Annotated in this window: 12 protein-coding genes and 1 tRNA gene; 7 read left to right on the top strand and 6 right to left on the bottom strand. The window is 66.4% G+C overall.

What is annotated here, in order from left to right:
• Window positions 1–40: 40 nt before the first annotated feature.
• From rlmD to SALLO_RS0102035, 4 genes are all read right to left on the bottom strand, one after another.
• Complete coding sequence (gene rlmD / locus SALLO_RS0102050; protein WP_022834664.1) at window positions 41–1,444, bottom strand: 23S rRNA (uracil(1939)-C(5))-methyltransferase RlmD; 1,404 nt, start codon at window positions 1,442–1,444, stop codon at window positions 41–43.
• Window positions 1,445–1,522: 78 nt separating this feature from the next.
• A tRNA-Pro gene (locus tag SALLO_RS0102045) sits at window positions 1,523–1,599 on the bottom strand.
• A 71-nt stretch (window positions 1,600–1,670) separates the two neighbouring features.
• Window positions 1,671–2,201, bottom strand: coding sequence for a shikimate kinase (locus tag SALLO_RS14585; protein WP_022834663.1), 531 nt, complete (start codon window positions 2,199–2,201; stop codon window positions 1,671–1,673).
• 51 nt (window positions 2,202–2,252) lie between these two features.
• Window positions 2,253–2,798: a GNAT family N-acetyltransferase gene (locus SALLO_RS0102035; RefSeq protein ID WP_022834662.1), complete on the bottom strand. Its 546-nt coding sequence runs from the start codon at window positions 2,796–2,798 to the stop codon at window positions 2,253–2,255.
• A 156-nt stretch (window positions 2,799–2,954) separates the two neighbouring features.
• On the opposite strand from SALLO_RS0102035, the gene SALLO_RS14580 reads away from it, so the two are divergent.
• The 5 genes from SALLO_RS14580 to SALLO_RS17525 all read left to right on the top strand — a co-directional run bounded on the left by SALLO_RS14580 (window position 2,955) and on the right by SALLO_RS17525 (window position 10,857).
• On the top strand, window positions 2,955–4,100 hold the full coding sequence (locus SALLO_RS14580; protein WP_022834661.1) for a glycoside hydrolase family 113: 1,146 nt from the start codon (window positions 2,955–2,957) through the stop codon (window positions 4,098–4,100).
• Window positions 4,101–4,162: 62 nt separating this feature from the next.
• Complete coding sequence (locus SALLO_RS0102025) at window positions 4,163–5,407, top strand: ABC transporter permease (protein WP_022834660.1); 1,245 nt, start codon at window positions 4,163–4,165, stop codon at window positions 5,405–5,407.
• 45 nt (window positions 5,408–5,452) lie between these two features.
• The gene (locus tag SALLO_RS0102020; protein ID WP_022834659.1) at window positions 5,453–6,670 is read left to right on the top strand and encodes an ABC transporter permease; all 1,218 of its coding nucleotides are present in this window, start codon (window positions 5,453–5,455) and stop codon (window positions 6,668–6,670) included.
• A gap of 97 nt (window positions 6,671–6,767) precedes the next feature.
• Window positions 6,768–9,671 carry an FAD-binding and (Fe-S)-binding domain-containing protein gene (locus SALLO_RS0102015; RefSeq protein ID WP_028566795.1) on the top strand — a complete coding sequence of 968 codons (2,904 nt, stop codon included), beginning with the start codon at window positions 6,768–6,770 and terminating at the stop codon, window positions 9,669–9,671.
• Window positions 9,672–9,795: 124 nt separating this feature from the next.
• A complete protein-coding gene (locus SALLO_RS17525) occupies window positions 9,796–10,857 on the top strand; it encodes a glycosyltransferase (protein WP_022834658.1) in 1,062 nt (353 codons plus the stop codon).
• A gap of 2 nt (window positions 10,858–10,859) precedes the next feature.
• Here the strand turns inward: SALLO_RS17525 and SALLO_RS14570 are convergent, their stop codons facing one another.
• Window positions 10,860–11,762 carry a sucrase ferredoxin gene (locus tag SALLO_RS14570; RefSeq protein WP_022834657.1) on the bottom strand — a complete coding sequence of 301 codons (903 nt, stop codon included), beginning with the start codon at window positions 11,760–11,762 and terminating at the stop codon, window positions 10,860–10,862.
• A gap of 61 nt (window positions 11,763–11,823) precedes the next feature.
• Window positions 11,824–13,524 (bottom strand): amidase, encoded by a 1,701-nt coding sequence (locus SALLO_RS0102000; protein ID WP_022834656.1) that lies wholly within the window; start codon window positions 13,522–13,524, stop codon window positions 11,824–11,826.
• Between the two features lie 160 nt (window positions 13,525–13,684).
• Here SALLO_RS0102000 and SALLO_RS0101995 point away from each other — a divergent pair, with 160 nt between their 5' ends.
• Both SALLO_RS0101995 and SALLO_RS17520 read left to right on the top strand, forming a co-directional pair.
• Window positions 13,685–14,425: a YggS family pyridoxal phosphate-dependent enzyme gene (locus SALLO_RS0101995; protein WP_022834655.1), complete on the top strand. Its 741-nt coding sequence runs from the start codon at window positions 13,685–13,687 to the stop codon at window positions 14,423–14,425.
• 177 nt (window positions 14,426–14,602) lie between these two features.
• Entirely contained in the window at window positions 14,603–16,255 is a 1,653-nt protein-coding gene (locus tag SALLO_RS17520) for a DivIVA domain-containing protein (RefSeq protein ID WP_022834654.1), read from the top strand.
• The last annotated feature ends 48 nt before the right edge of the window (window positions 16,256–16,303 follow it).

Here is a 16,303-nt window from a genome sequence, read left to right as displayed (position 1 = left end):
CCGCAGCGAACCTGGTTTAACCCGACGTGTCGGCGCGGGCTTAGCGGCGCCGCAAGGCGGCCACCGTTTCGATGTGAACGGTGTGCGGAAACATGTCGACGGGCTGCACCCACTCAATTGCGTACGCGTCGTGGAGCCGGTCCAGATCGCGCACCTGGGTTTGCGGATTGCAGCTCACGTACACGAAGCGCTCCGGCGCGAGGGCCGCGATGCGCGCTGTCACGTCGTTGTGCAGTCCGGGGCGGGGCGGGTCCACCACCAGCACATCGGGCGCGCCCTGCGCATCCACCAGCGCGTCGGTCACATGGTCCCTCGCGTCGCCCGCGACAAACGTAGCGTTGGCGATGGCATTGGCCGCCGCGTTGGCCCGCGCATCTTCCACCGCGGGCGTGTTGCGCTCGATGCCCACCACCTGCTCCACGGCGTCTGCCATCGACAACCCAATGGTGCCCGCGCCGCAGTACAAATCGTAGAGCACGTCGGTGGACTGCAGGGCGGCCGCCTCTCGCACGACGTCGTAGAGCCGCTCGGCCTGGCGCGTGTTGGGCTGGAAAAACGCGTGCGGGCTAATCCGGCAGTCCAGGCCTCCAATCCGTTCGCGAATGACGCCCGGCCCAAACACCACGTCGGCCGTGTGCGGGGGCGTTGGGCCGCGGCCCGCGTGCACCGTATGCACGAACGTAGTGACCTCGGGAAATTTGTCCTGCAGGATATCGCCCAACGTCGCGATGCGCTCCGGCGCCCCGCCCGCCGTTACCAGATGCACCATCACGTCGCCGGTGTGCGTGCCGGTGCGAACGATGAGCTGGCGCAAAAATCCGGTGTTGGCGCCATGATCGCGCACCGACCACCCGCGTGCCTTCACCACCTCACGGATGCCATTCAGCAGGCGCTCGGTCACTTCGTTTGGCAAATGGCACTCCTGCAGGTCAATCACCTTGCGGAAATTGCCCGGCACGTGCAGCCCCAATGCAAAATCGGTATCGAAGTCCTGGCCCGAATCAATTTCGTCGCGCGTCAGCCACCGATCGGCGCTGAAGTCGAAATCCATGCGGTTGCGGTAGCGGAAGGTGGTGTCGGCCCCAATGATGGGGCGCACGTCCACCGCGTCAAAATCCGACTGGTACTGAAACGCCTCCGCCACGCTCTGTTGTTTGGCCTCGCACTGCGCGGCGTAGTCCACGTGTTGCCACTGGCAGCCGCCGCAGGTGTCGGCATAGCGGCAGCGCGGGGTGGTGCGCAGGTCGCTAGGGGCAATGACCGTATCGATGGTTGCCTCGGCGTAATTCTTTTTGGCGCGGTAGACGTATGCTTTTACGCGGTCGCCGGGCACGGCATCTTCCACGAACACCACGTAGCCATCACGGCGTGCCAGCGACTTGCCCTTGTCGGCGAACTTTTCGATGTCGAGGGTGATGAGATCACCGCGATCAATGGACGCCATTGGTGCGCTGGGGCCAGGTGGGGGGAATACAAAAGCAAACAGGCGATCTCCGCGATGTGCGAAGACCGCCTGTGGTGGTGGTCGGGGCAGCCGGATTTGAACCGGCGACCTCTTCGTCCCGAACGAAGCGCGCTACCGGGCTGCGCCATGCCCCGTGTGATAAAAGCAGAGGGTTTTAAGGGAGCGATGCGCGCCGGTTCCGTTGTGCCTTGCAGGAGCTTCAAGTTCAACGGTTATCCACACGCGCCAGGATGCGGCGGGCCACGGCCTCCGGGGCCTCATCGGCCGGTACGATGTGGTGCGCAGCCGCTTCGTACCCGGCGCGCCGGTCGGCCAGCAGGGTGCGCAGGCGGTCTTTGAGCGCATCGCCGGCCAGCGGCTCGCCCTTGGGGCCGTGCAGCAGCGGACGGGCCGCGGCGGTAGCGCGCAAGCGCTCGTAGAGCACGTCCGGCGGCACGTCCAGAAAGACGATCTGTCCGCTCGCGCGGGCCACTTGTGCACTGGCGCCATGGTGCAGCGTACCGCCGCCCAGGGCCACCACCGCCTCGGGTCGCGCGGCCACCGCCTGCAGGGCTTCGGCTTCGAGCGCACGAAAGTGCGCCTCGCCACCCGCCGCAAAAATCTCGGGCACCGGCCGGCCCGCGCGCGCCTCGATCACAGCATCCAGGTCTACCACCGCGCGGCCCGCGTGCTGGGCCACCCGCGGCGCCACCGTGCTCTTGCCGCTCCCCATAAATCCGGTGAGATAAATGTGCATGGCGCAGGGTAGAATAATTCACGTCGTACAAACGACCGCGGGCGTCGCGGCCTACGGCTTTTCCATGTCGATGGCTTCCAGCAAGGTACCGCCCGGCAGATCGATGACGCGCGGCGCCACGTCGCGGTAGCCCGCCGCGCGGTAGAAGGCGTGCCCGGTGTGCGTGGCCGTTAAGGCAAAGCGGGTAAAGCCGGCGTCGCGGGCCGCGGCCTCGCAGGCGTCGAGCAGCCACGAGGCGATGCCCGACCGTGTGTGCGCCGGATGCACGAAGAACGCGCGGATGACGGCCGGATCGGTGGACGGATCGCGGGCCGCCGCGTTTTGGGCCGCCGCCTGATCGCCCCCAAACGGCGTCTGCCGCCAGCTCCACCCCCCGCTACCCACTACATCGCCGTCGCGTTCGACGACCAGGTACGTGCCATCGGCGATGAGCTGCGTATCTACGCCAAAGAGATGCTTCAGCGATGCCTCGATTTGCGCTGGGGTGTAGGCCCGCGGCCCCAGCGCGCGCACCGAGGCCTCAATCAGGCGATCCAGCGCGGCGACGTCCGCGGCCGTCGCTTTACGGAGCGTGCCTGGCGAAACGGATGATGTCATGCCCCTGCACCAACAATCCAGGAAAAACAGGAAATTAGAAGGACTTGCATGCACGACGACCCAAAGAAAAAGATTCGCTGCACGGCCGGTTGGGGATCGTGAAACCGTCGCACGGGTTGGGGCTCCTCCGCACCTATGCCCAAGGGTTATTGCTCCATGATGCGCCGCATACTGCTGGTTATTGGATTTGCGTTGTGGGGCCTGGGCCTGGCCGGCTGCGGCCGCCCGCCCGACCGCCCCGCGGCCCGCGCGCTGCCCCCCACCGCCTCACCGGACAGCGCCTCGCCTGATACCGCCCCTGCGCCGCGGCCCTTTCCCATCCAGGCCGTAACGCTCGACGCCCGCGACCGTCCGCCCGACAGCACGCTCCACGCGATTGCTGCACTGGGCACCACGCACCTCACCCTCATCCCGTTTGGGTGGCAGCGCACGCCCACCACCCCGCACGTAGCGCTCGACACCAGCGACGGATGGTACAGCGAGAGTCACACGGGCATTCGCGATCTTGCGCGGCGCGCCCGGCGCCTGGGCATGGGCGTGATCCTGAAACCCCACATCTGGATTGGCGGCTACAGCAGCGACGGACAAGCCCGCCACCGCGTCCTCTTTGAAGGCGACAACTGGCGGCGCTGGAGCCGCTCGTACACCCGATTTATCCTCACGTATGCCCGCCTGGCCCGCGCCGTACAGGCCGACGTGCTGGTGCTGGGTACCGAAATTGACCGCACCGTGCGGCGCCATCCGGCATACTGGCGCGCGCTCATCGACACGGTACGCAGTGTGTACGCCGGCAAGCTGACGTACGCCGCCAACTGGCACAACGGCTACACCACGCTCGACATCTGGGACGCCCTCGACTTTATTGGGGTGCAGGCGTACTTCCCGCTGAGCGACACAACCGACCCTGCGCTGCCCGCGCTGCGCTCGGGATGGCAACGCCACAAAGCGGCCCTGCACGCCGCGCATCGGCAGTACAACCGGCCCGTGCTGTTTACAGAGCTGGGCTACCGCAGCGCAGCCGATGCCGCACGCACTCCGTGGCGCTGGCCCGAACATGCCGCCGCCGACCGCGCACATCCGGCCCTGCAGGCGCGCTGCTACCGCGCGTTCTTTGAGGTGTGGGCGCCGGTGCCGTGGATGGCAGGCGCGATGGTGTGGAAGTGGTCGCCGCGCCGCGTGGCCCCCACCGACCACCGCTTCACGCCCAAGGGCAAGCCCGCCGCCCAGGTCATCAGGCACTGGTTTACCAACGGCAGCGCGCCTGCCCCTGCGCGGGCCTCGCACCAGCGCCCCGCGCTGTAACCTTCGCCTGCTGTGATTCGTACCTTTGCACGAACCCCCGCTCACCAACTCGCTGCTGCTCCGTGCGTCGTTTTTTCTTTGATCTCTTCGAGGGCCTGCGCATTGCCGTTCAGGCTATTTGGGCCAATCGCATGCGCTCGGTGCTCACCACGCTGGGCATCATCATCGGCATCACGTCGGTGACGCTCATGGCCACCATCATCAACGGCATCAACCAGCAGTTCGAGCAGTCGCTGTCGATGCTGGGGGCCGACGTGGTGTACGTAAGCAAGTGGCCCTGGGGCATGAACACGAGCCTCGACTGGTGGAATTACATCAACCGGCCGCCGATACAGATGCAGCTGGTGGACGCCATCGATACCCGTGCCGCACATGCCGCGCGCGTCGCGCCGCTGGTGAGCACCGGCCGTACCGCACGTTACAAAGAAAACGATCTCGACGTCGAGATTGAAGCCTCCACAGCCGCCTACGGGCAAATCCGCAACGTCGAGCTGTCCATGGGCCGCTTCTTCACGGCCGCCGATCAGCGGTCGGCGAACAATGTCTGCGTCATCGGGGCCGACGTGGCCGACGCGCTCTTTCCCATTGCCACGCCGCTCGGAAAAACCATTCGTCTGGGCAGCTTTCCGTGCCGCGTGGTAGGCGTGCATGCGCGCGAGAGCGGCGGATTGTTTGGGAACGATGTGGGCCCCAACACGCGCGTGATGATGCCCGTGAGCACCTTCGAAAAAACATTTGGCATCAGCCGATGGCGCGACATCAACATTATGGTGCAGGTGGCGCAAGGCACCACGCTCAACCGGGCCAAAGAAGAACTCACGGGCATTCTGCGCGCCGAGCGTAACGTTGCACCTGGCGCTGAGAACAACTTCGAGATCAATGATCAAGAGCAAATCCGCGCGTCGTTTACGCCGGTAAAAATCGCCATTTACGGCGTGGGCCTGTTCCTCACGGCGCTCGCGCTGTTGGTGGGCGGCATTGGCGTTATGAACATCATGTTTGTGTCGGTCCGCGAACGAACCAAAGAAATTGGCATCCGAAAGGCCGTAGGTGCCAAGCAGCACACCATCCTGATTCAGTTTCTCATTGAAGCCGTCATTGTGTGTCTCATTGGCGGAGGTATCGGCGTTGGGGTATCGGCCGGGCTCGCCGTGCTCATCAACCAAACCGGATTTACGGCGGTGTTGCCCGCAAGCACCGTTGCCCTCGCCTTTGGCATCTGCGTAGGCGTCGGCATCCTGTTTGGCATTGCCCCGGCCTGGCAAGCCGCGCGCGCCCATCCCATCGACGCCCTGCGCTACGAATAGCCCACGCGTCGCCGCTCGCCCTTCCTCCGCAACCGCATACGCATCATGAACACCTGGGATACGTTTCGCATGGCCCTCAACACGCTGGGAGCCAACAAGCTGCGCTCGGGCCTCACGCTCGTGGGCATGGTCATTGGCGTCTTTGCTGTGATCGCCTCCGTCACCGCCGTGGAGGTCATCGACGTGTACTTCAAGGAGTCGCTGCAATTCTTTAGCCCAACGACCGTCTCCATCGACCGCTACGAGCGGGGCCGCGGCGACGAGGTATACCATCCGCCGCTCACGTACCAGCAGGTGGTTCGCCTCAAAGACCGAGCAAGCGGCGACTTGAAGGTGAGCGTCACCGAGGCGTTCGAGTTTATCGCGCGGGTGCGCTTCAAGGGCCGCGAGACGGAGCCCAACATCCGGCTGGAAGGCACCGACCAACACTTTCTAGGCAACTACGGCTATGCCATCGCCGCGGGCCGCCCCCTCACGCCCCAGGATGTGCGCTACGGTCGCCCGGTGGCCCTCATCGGCGCGCCGGTGGCCGAAACGCTGTTTCCCAACGAAACGCCGCTGGGCAAGATGATTGAAGTGGGCAGCGTGCGCCTGGAGGTGGTGGGCGTGCTGGAAGAAAAAGGCGGCTTTTTGGGCATGGACTACGACACCCGCGTGTACGCGCCCATCACGTACCTCCTCACTGCATATGGCGGAAATGGTCGCAGCATGAACAGCATCACGGTGCGCGCGGCCTCCATGCAACGGATGCAGGCCGCACGCGACGAGATTATCAGCCACCTGCGCGTCATTCGCGGGGTAAAGCCTGGCCAGCCGAACAACTTCGTGGTGCAAACCAACGACGAAGTGCGCAGCACCTTCGCATCGTTCACAACACAGCTCACCATTGGCGGTGCGCTCATCGGACTCATCTCGCTGCTCGCTGCTGGCATTGGCATCATGAACATCATGCTGGTGTCGGTAACCGAGCGGACCCGCGAGATTGGCGTGCGCAAGGCCATTGGCGCCAAGCGCCGGCACATCCTCCAGCAATTTCTCATTGAGGCGATTGTGCTGTGCCAAATCGGCGGCCTCGCAGGCATTGTGCTGGGCGGACTGTTTGGCAATGGCGTGGCGCTCTATTTTGACATCAGTGCGGCCTTTCCCTGGCTGTGGGCCGTGGCGGCGGTGTTGGGCGTTACGGGCATTGCCGTTGTCTTTGGCGGCTACCCGGCGTACAAAGCGGCCCGGCTCGACCCCATCGAATCGTTGCGCTACGAGTGACGCGCCTGCTACATGCTGCGCGCCACGCAAACCCGCACCGCGGCCCTTCGTATGGTAAGTGTCCATCTATTCTTTTCGTGCCGTTTCTGGTTGACGCATGCCCACCACTCCCCTCACCGAACACCACCAGGCGCTGTGTGCCGAGCTGCGCCCCCAGCTGGCCGGCACCCTGCACGACGATCCCATGACGCGGGCGCTGTATGCCACCGACGCCAGTATGTACGCCGTTACCCCCGTTGCGGTGCTCGTCCCCCAACACACGGGTGACGTGCAGGCCGCCCTGGAGGTCGCCCATCGCATGGATGTGCCGGTGCTGCCGCGCGGCGGCGGATCGTCGCTGGCGGGACAAGGCGTCAACGCGGCGCTCGTCATCGATTGCACGAAGCACCTCAATCAGATCCTGGAGCTTAATGCCGCGGAGGGCTGGGCCCGCGTGCAGCCCGGCCTTACGCTCGACGCCCTCAACGAAGCGGCCGCAGCGCACGGCCTGATGGTGGGCCCCGATCCCGCAAGCAGCAGCCGCGCCACCCTGGGCGGCATGCTCGCCAACAACTCCACCGGCACGCACTCCATCCGCTACGGCAACATGATCGACCACGTGCGCTCGGCGGAGGTGCTGCTGGCCGACGGCACGGCCACCACGTTTGGCCCCACCGACCACGCCGCGTGGCAGCGCGGGCTGCGGGCGGACGGCCTGGAGGGGCGCATCTACCGCAACCTCGACGCGCTGCGCGCGAAGCACCGCGACGTCATTGCCCGCGACACGCCCGCCCACTGGCGCCGCAACAACGGCTACCGCCTGGAGGCCCTGCTCGACGATACGCCCAACCTGGCCCGGCTGTTGGCCGGGAGCGAAGGCACGCTCGCCTTTACCACCGCCCTCACCGTCAACCTCGTCGAAAAGCCCCCCCACACGGCCCTGGGCGTGGCGCACTTCGACACGCGCGCCGACGCACTGCGGGCCGTCACCACCGTGCTCGACACCGATCCGGCCGCCGTTGAGCTCTTCGACGGCGTCGCCATCGAGCGCACCCGCCAAACGCCGGGCTTTGCCGAGCGCCTCACGTTCGTCGACGGCGACCCCGGCGGCGTGCTGATCACCGAATACTACGGCGCGACGCCTGCGGAGCTCGACGACCGGCTGGATGCCCTGGAGCAGACCCTGCGCGCCTCCGCGCATCGGTCGCACGTGGTGCGCCTCACCGAGCCCGCGGCCATCGCCAACGCATGGTCGATCCGCAAGGAAGGGCTGGGCCTCATGATGGGCGTAAAGGGCGACTACAAGCCCTGGGCGATCATCGAAGATGCCTCGGTGCCCGTCGAGCACCTGGCCGACTACATCGACGAGCTCTCCGCTTTCATCGACGATACCGGCACGCGGGCGGTGTACTACGCACACGCCTCGGCCGGCTGCCTGCATGTGCGTCCGTTCATAAACACGAAAGACGCCGACGACGTCCGCAAGATGGCGTCCATCGCCGAGGCGTCGCTCGACCTCGTCACCAAGTACGGCGGCGTGACCTCCTCGGAGCACGGCGACGGCATTGTGCGCGGCTGGACGAACCGTGCCGTGCTGGGGGACGCATTGTACGGGCTCTGCCAGCGCACCAAAGCCATCTTCGACCCGGAAAACATCCTCAACCCGGGGCGCGTGGTGGATGCCCCCCGCATGGACCAAAACCTGCGCATGGGGCCCGACTATCGGACCGAGCCGTTTGGGTCGGTCATGGATTTTTCGGAGGCGGGCGGCTTTACGGCGATGGTGGAGAAGTGCAACGGCAACGGCGCCTGCCGCAAGCACGGGCAGGGGACGATGTGCCCCAGCTTTATGGCCACCCGCGACGAGGAGGACTCCACCCGCGGCCGCGCCAATGCGCTGCGCATGGCCTTGGCGGGCCGCCTCGACGACGACGCGCTGACCAGCGAGCGCATGTATGAGGTGATGGACCTGTGCATTCAGTGCAAGGCCTGCAAGACGGAGTGCCCCTCGAACGTGGACATGGCGAAGCTGAAGACCGAGTGGCTGGGGCACTACTGGGAGACCCACGACATGCCGCTGCGCACGAAGCTCTTTGCGCATCAACCCACCCTGGCCCGCTGGGTGAGCGGCACGCCGCTGGCGTCGCTCGTCAACTGGTCGAGCCGCCGCGGGCTGCTGCGGCAGGTGGGCGAGCGCCTGCTGGGCATCAGCGCGGCCCGCGAGCTGCCGCCGTTTGCGCCGCGCACGTTCCGGCAATGGGCGCGCCGCCAGCAGTGGACCGCCGACGGTCCGCGCGTGGTCCTCTTTGCCGACTCGTTCAACAACCTGCACACGCCGCCCGTCTTAAAAGCCGCCGCCGCGTTCCTCGCGCGCACCGGTCATGCCGTCGAGGTGCCGCAGGCCGACACGTGCTGCGGGCGCACCTACCTCTCGAAGGGCCTTACGGACCACGCCCAGGCGCGCGCCCTGCAGACCGTGGAAGCGCTCTACCCTTACGCGCAAGCCGGCGTGCCCATTGTGGGACTGGAGCCCAGTTGCCTGCTCACGCTCCGCGACGAGTTTTTGGCCCTGCTGCCGGGCGAGCCGCGGGCCGAGGCGGTGGCCAACCACGCGTTCACCTTCGAAGAATACGTCGCACAGCGCGCTACCGAGGGGGCGTTTGACGACATCGCGTGGCGCCGCGGCGCCACCGACGCGCTCATGCTGCATGGGCATTGCCATCAGAAAGCGCTCATCGGCACGGACGCCACCGAGCGCGCCCTGGCCCTTCCGGGCTGGTCGGTGGAGGCGGTGGACGCCGGCTGCTGCGGCATGGCCGGTGCCTTCGGCTACGAGGCGGAGCATGTCGACATCTCCAAAACGATGGCCCGCGACCGGCTCGTGCCCGCGGTCGAACGCGCCGATACGGCAACGGGCATCGCAGCCACGGGCTTCTCGTGCCGCTCGCAAATAAAAGACACCACGCCGCGCACCGCCCAGCACCCGGCCGAGTGGTTGTGCGCGGCGCTCCCCGAGCCCTGATGGGCGCGCACAGGGCGATGTGCGCCAAAAGCGCAGGCAGCATCCGCGTACGGCGAATGCACCGCGGGCCCCACCCTGCTACGTTGGGGCGTTCACCCTGCATACCGCCTGCCCCCGCCGCATCATGGCTGTCCCCGTCACCTTTTTCTATCCGTACCCCGAGGAGATCGAACAGGCGCCGACGCTCGACCTGCACGATCCGGCATTTTGGAGCCACGAGGGAAAGGAACGCCGCCGCGCCTGGCTGCTGCAAACGTGCTGCTGGCTCACGCACTTCGGCTACGACGCCCGCCTCGCGGCCACGCTTCCTGCTGAAGGCATCGTGGTGCTCATGCCCGAGCCCGAGCAGCAAGCCGCCTTTCAGGCCCAGTTTCAACCGGCACGCCACCGCAACATCCTGGTCGCTACGATCCGGGCCGACGTCATCGGGTTTCGCTCGCCGCTGGGCGACGCCGACATCGTACAAAACGGTCGATTTGCGGACGACCGCCGGACGTTCTTCGTCCCGCACTGGCCGCAGCCCGGGCTCATCCCGCGCGACGCGACCCGCGACGTGCGCATCGAGCACATCGTGTTCAAGGGCGGGTTTGGCAGCTTGCAGAAAGACTTTCGTTCCGATGCCTGGTACGAGGCCCTGGAGGCCCGCGGGCTGACGTTCGAAATTGCGTCTGCCGAGACGCAGGGCACCATCCCGCGCTGGCACGACTACCGCACGGCCGACCTCTCGCTTGCGGTGCGCCCCGACCTGGGCGACGGCGGCCTGCGGTGCGAGAAGCCCGCATCGAAGCTCATCAACGCCTGGCATGCGGGCGTGCCGTCGCTGCTAGGGCCCGAGTATGCCTACCGCGAGCTGCGGCAGTCGCCCCTCGACTACATCGAGATTGAAACGCCCCGCGACGCCCTTCACGCCATTGACGCGCTGCGGTCGGATCCGGTGCGCTACCGTGCCATGGTGCGGCACGCCCGCCGCCGCGCGCGCTCGTTCACTCCGGCAGCCATCGCCAAGCGTTGGGCCCAGGTGCTGTACGACGACCTGCCGCGCCTGGCGCGTACGCGGCCCGTGCAGTGGACGCGTGCCATGCCCCTGAGTGCCCGCCGGGCGGTCAACTTTGTGCTGATGCCGCCGGCTCCGTTCGAGCTTCGCAAGCAGCTGGGCCACGTGTGGCGCCAAACGACCCGCCCGTAGCCCTACGCCGCCTCATCGTCCCACGCCACCGCATAGCGCGTCGTGGGCTTGGCATCCTCCGACGTGCAGCTGAGCCGCATGGCAGGCCCTGCCGTGGCGCGCACGGTGGACCCGTACCGCCGCCCGCGATGGCGCAGTTCGATGTGCCACGTCGCATCGTCTTCGGCGGCCGCGCGTACCGTCTCGATCGCCCCATAGTCGACGCTCGCGGTGCGACGGCGCAAGGCGATGCGTGCGGCCTGCACCGGGCGTGCCTCGGCCACGCACCCGCGGTAGCGCGACAGGTCGAACAGCCGCCCCTCGCGGTGCGCAGCCACGAGCGCCGGGGCCTCTGCCGGCGCGATCCATCCGTAGTGGGCGCCGTAGGGGAGCGCAAGCACCGTGGGCGCAAAGCGATGCCCGCCCAGGTGGCTCGTCTGCCAGGCATGCTGCGGCGCGGCCGCCTGCACCGCCGCGGCCACCGGACGCCCCCACTTCGCGCAGCACGCATCGCGGCGCCCGTTCGTGCACGTAAGCACCAGCGGCGGCGCGTCCTCGTCCACACCCGACGCCCGCCACAGCGCGAGGCCCTCCAACGCACCAAGCGCCGCATACGCCGGCACCGACCGCTGATGCACCACCGGCGCCGTACCGGCACGCACAAAATAGCACCGGATGCGCCCCGGCTCGTCCCACGTCTTCAGCGCGCGACGAATCAGCTGTACGCGGAGGTCGGGGAGCGCAGCCTGCCAGCGGGCCACCGCATCGGCCACCTGCGGGTACCACGCGGCATCCTGCACAGCCGCAGCCCCCCACGGCGTTGGGTCTTCAATCAGCAGCCAGTGACGCGCTTCGGTGGCGGTACCTGCCACAGGCACCGCGGCCGCTCGGGCGCGATCCGAACAAAAGGAGGAGGGAGCAGCCATACCGGCAGTAGGTACTGAGGGGAACGGACGAATCGTATAAGATAAGGCCCTAGAGGCCACCCTACTTAAGCGGCGGGCGCCGACGGTGAAAGTCGGTGGCTTGTTGGAAGGCGTGCGCAAGGCGAAGCGGCACATCGTCGCGGTACAGCGCCCCGATGAACGAGAGGCTGCCCGGCTGCTTCTGCGGCCCGGCGCCCTCTACCGCCCGAAACGCGTTCGGCACGCACACGCACGGGTGCCCCGTAAGATTGGTGATGCTGAGCGTGCCGCCCTGAAACGTGGGCGACACAAACCCGTCGAGGTCGCCCATCGCGGCGTGCATCTGTTCCATGAGGTGGGTGCGCACGCGGCTCATCTGCACATGCTCCACCGCCGGCACAAACCGTGCACCTTTAAAGACGCGCGGCCACGTGTTTTCCCCCTGACTGACCAGCTCGTCGACCCGGCCGGAGCGCAGCAGCTCATCGAAGGCGGCTGCAGCCTCCACCTCCAGCGTGTTGAGCAACGCGCCAATGGGAAGATCGGTGGGAAGCGACAGCGGTTCGAGTGTTACGCCCGCCGCACGCAGCACATCGAGCGCCTCCTCATCAGCCGCCGCGTTGTCGTAGTCTCCCGCAAACGCCTCCTCCAGGTAACCCACCCGAAGCGCCGACAGGTCGGAGGACGGATCGAACGCAAACGGCATCGCCACGGTGGTGGGGTCGCGCGGATCCTTGCCCCGGATCGCCTCGAACACGAGGGCCGCATCGAGGGCAGAGCGCGTCATGGGCCCCAGCTTGTCCATCGTCCACGAGAGGGCCATGGCACCGTGGCGACTTACCGCCCCAAACGTGGGGCGATGGCCCGTGACGCCGTTGCGGGTCGACGGCGACACGATGGAGCCCAGCGTCTCGGAGCCAATAGCAAACGGAACACACCCGGCGGCCACCGCCGATCCTGGGCCCGCCGAGGAGCCGCTGCTGCCCTGCGACACGTTCCACGGATTGCGCGTCTTTCCGCCAAACCAGACATCGCCCCAGGCCAGCGCGCCCAGCGAGAGCTTCGCAATGAGAATGGCTCCCGCGTCGTCTAGCTGCTGCACGACCGCGGCCGTGGTGTCGAGCGTTTGATCTTTGTAAGGCGTTGCGCCCCACGTGGTGCGGTAGCCCTCCACGGCAAGCAGATCTTTGGCGCCGTAGGGGATGCCGTGCAGCGGGCCGCGCCAGGTACCCGCGTCGAGCTCTGCATCCGCGCGTCGGGCTGCACGCTGCGCGCGGCGCTCGGTGTACGTGATGACGGCCTTCAGCTTGGGATCGAGGCGCTTGAGGCGATCCAGAAACAGCACGGTGAGCTCCTGTGCCGTGATCTTGCGCGCGCGTAACAGGGCCGAGAGCGTAGCGATGCTGGCATACGCGAGGTCCTCCTCCCGCGCCGGCCGCGCAACATCCGCCGGGGGCTGCCAGGTAAACGACGCGTCGCCGGACGGGAGGGCGGCCCCGCCCAGGCGCGGATCGAACACCGTAGACGGGCGGCGGTGGTTGGGCAGCGGCTCCTTACGCAGCGCCTGGTACTGCGCAAGCTTATTCCGCAGGCTCTCCACCAGGGCCTTGCGCTCTTTTTCCGAAAACGAAAGGCCGGCGAGGTTGGCCGCATGGGCAATGTCCGCCGCGGTGATGGTGGGCGGCGTGTGGGCCGCGGCGCGCGCATAAAGCGCCCCGGGGAACAGTCCGGTGAGGCCCAGGGCTGAACAGCTTTCAAGAAAAGCCCGGCGATCGATAGCCATGGCATGCAGGTCGTTGTGAAAAAGTATGACGCGTGCACAACATACAAGGCATCCGCGACTAAATCGACGCCTGCCTGCAAATCGGGCCCGTCCCAAGAAACGTGGGCGTGTTCATCCGTTGAACAAACGGACTGCCCCCTGCACCTATTTTCTGTAGCTTATGCCTTCAACCTCCGATACTCAGCTTGCGCACGACGCGGTTGCGGCCCGCGTCGCGAAGGTACGCGCCCGTATCGAAGCCGCCTGCGACCGCGCTGATCGCTCGCCCGATGACATCACGCTCGTAGCGGTCTCCAAAACCTTCCCGATGCAGGCCATCGACGCCGGACAGGCCGCCGGCTTGATGCACTTTGGCGAGAACCGTGCCCGGCAGCTCCGCGACAAAGCCAAGGCGCGCCCCGGACAGCACGCGGGCGGCGACGTCATCTGGCGCATGATTGGACACCTGCAAACCAACAAGGCCAAGTTTGTGGCCCGGCATGCCGATGCGTTTGACGCGCTCGACAGCCCGCGCCTCGCGGAGGAGCTCAACAAGCGCGCCGCCAAAAACGACCGGGTGCTGCCCTGCCTCGTGCAGGTAAACATCAGCGGCGCCGATCAGAAATACGGCCTCCCGCCGCAAGACACCCACGCGTTCCTCGATGCCCTGGCCGACCACGAACACCTCGCCGTGCGCGGCCTGATGGCCATGGCCTCGTTCACCGAAGACCCCGAAGACGTACGCGACCAGTTTAAGCAGATGCACGAGCTGTTTGCCACCTACGACGCCCGCAACAACCCACGCGTCACGATGGAGACCCTCTCCACTGGCATGTCGAACGATTTTGAAGTGGCCATCGAGGAAGGCAGCACCATGGTGCGCCTGGGCACAGCCGTGTTTGGCCCGCGCTCCTACGACTAGCATGCACGACGCGCCGACGACGGAAACGCCCCGCGGTGGAAACTCCCAAACGTACGGTTCGTGTTACGTTATCCAGCGGGTTGCCTGCAAGGCTGCTAGTGCCTATGCTATATATTCGCTGCGCCCCATCTTGTCTGCGCTTTGCGCCGCCCCGACGATTACCGACCCCCGCACATTATGAATTTGACGCCCCTCGACATTCGGAAGCAAGAGTTCGAAAAGAACCTGCGCGGCTATGCGCCCGAGGAGGTCGACACCTTCTTGGATATGGTCGCCTCGCAGGTCGAGGAGCTCACCGAAGAACGCCGGCGGCTGAACGACCGCATCGATGAGCTGGAGCAGCGAACGGCCGATTATCAGAAAGTCGAAGAGACGCTCCAGGAGGTCCTGGAAACCACGCGGAGCAGCGCCGAGCAGCAGCTCGAAAACGCCAACCAGAAAGCAGAAAATATCGTCGACGAGGCCCAGAACAAGGCCGACCGGCGCATCCAAGACGCCGAAGCGAAGGCCCAATCGATTGTGCAAGAGGCCAAATCCGAGGCCGAAGCGATCCGCCGCACCGCCGAAGACGACGTCGCGGCGACGGCCAGCCAACTGCGCGAAGAGGTGCAGCACCTGCAGGGGCGGCGGCAGGAAATTGTCGCGCGCCTGCGATCGTTTCTTGCAGCCGAAATGGATATCCTGTCCGGCTATGCCGAGGGCGGGCACGTCGTCTCCGCCGCGCCTGAGGACGCCACGGACGAAGACACGGCCCCCGACACCACCACGCTGCACGCGGTCTCCCCGGAGGAGGCCGCCGATGCCGCACCCGAGACTGCCGACGACGCAGCAGCGACGGATGCGGCGCCCCCGGCACAGGAGGATGCCCCGCCGGAAGAGCCGTCTACGCAGGCCGACGCGGCCCGCGAGGCCGCCGACACCTCGGATGACATCGACGGTATCTTTGATGACCTGAGCAGCATCGGCGAACCAGGCGAGGAGACGCCAACGTCTTCGGAGCCTAGCACGGAAACCTTCGACGCCTTTGATGACATCCTGAACGACCTTTCCGGGGCCTCTGCCGAGACGGCCGATGAGGCCGATGCGCCCGAGGACGCGAACGCGCCCGCAGCTGACGCGGGCAGCGAGGCGGCTGACGAAGACATCGACTTTGGCGCTGTTTTTGGCGGGGAGACCGCAGATGAAGCCGAAGAGCAACCGGCCGAAGCGTCTGACACCGGCGCAAGCGGCCCCGAAACCCTCCGCGATGCCGCTGCCGAAGACGACGAACTGGGCGCCGTAATGGAGGACCTGTTCCCCGACGACGAAGCGATGGCGATGGGTCCGTCGTTGGACGAAGCGGAAGCAGACGAGGATGCCGGAGCGAAAGCACCTGAAACCGTCGATTCGACCACCGAGGAGCTTTCCGTTGAAGACACCGACGCTGGCTCGGATACCATGGCGGCCGCCGCGGCGGAGGACCAAGAGCTCGGCGCAGCAATGGAGGCCCTCTTCCCTTCGCTTGAGCAAGCCGAGGACGCATCCGAAGGTCCTGACACGCAGGCCCTCGACACGTCTTCGATGGACACCCAAACGCTGCAAGCGCCCACTGAGGACGACGAGCCGGCTTCCCGGGACACGCAAGAGCTGGACACCCAGGCCATGGACACCACGCAGACCAATCCGCCGACGGCCTCACAGTTCGAGGCGATTAAAGAGGATGTTCAGAACCGCGATGTGTCGGAGGACGAGAAAAGTGCACAGAAGCAACGCAGCCGGTCGTCGGATGAAGACGAAGCCTCGACCGAAGAGATCGAGAAGATCTGGAATATCCTGGAGGATATGGACTAAGACCGGCCCCTTCACCACCACGTCTCCATCTTTGCATACGACACGCGT

The sequence above is a fragment of the Salisaeta longa DSM 21114 genome (assembly GCF_000419585.1).
Classification (GTDB): Bacteria; Bacteroidota; Rhodothermia; order Rhodothermales; family Salinibacteraceae; genus Salisaeta; species Salisaeta longa.
The sequence above is the reverse complement of the archived record's forward strand: the minus strand, read 5'-3'. Positions and strand labels throughout refer to the sequence as shown.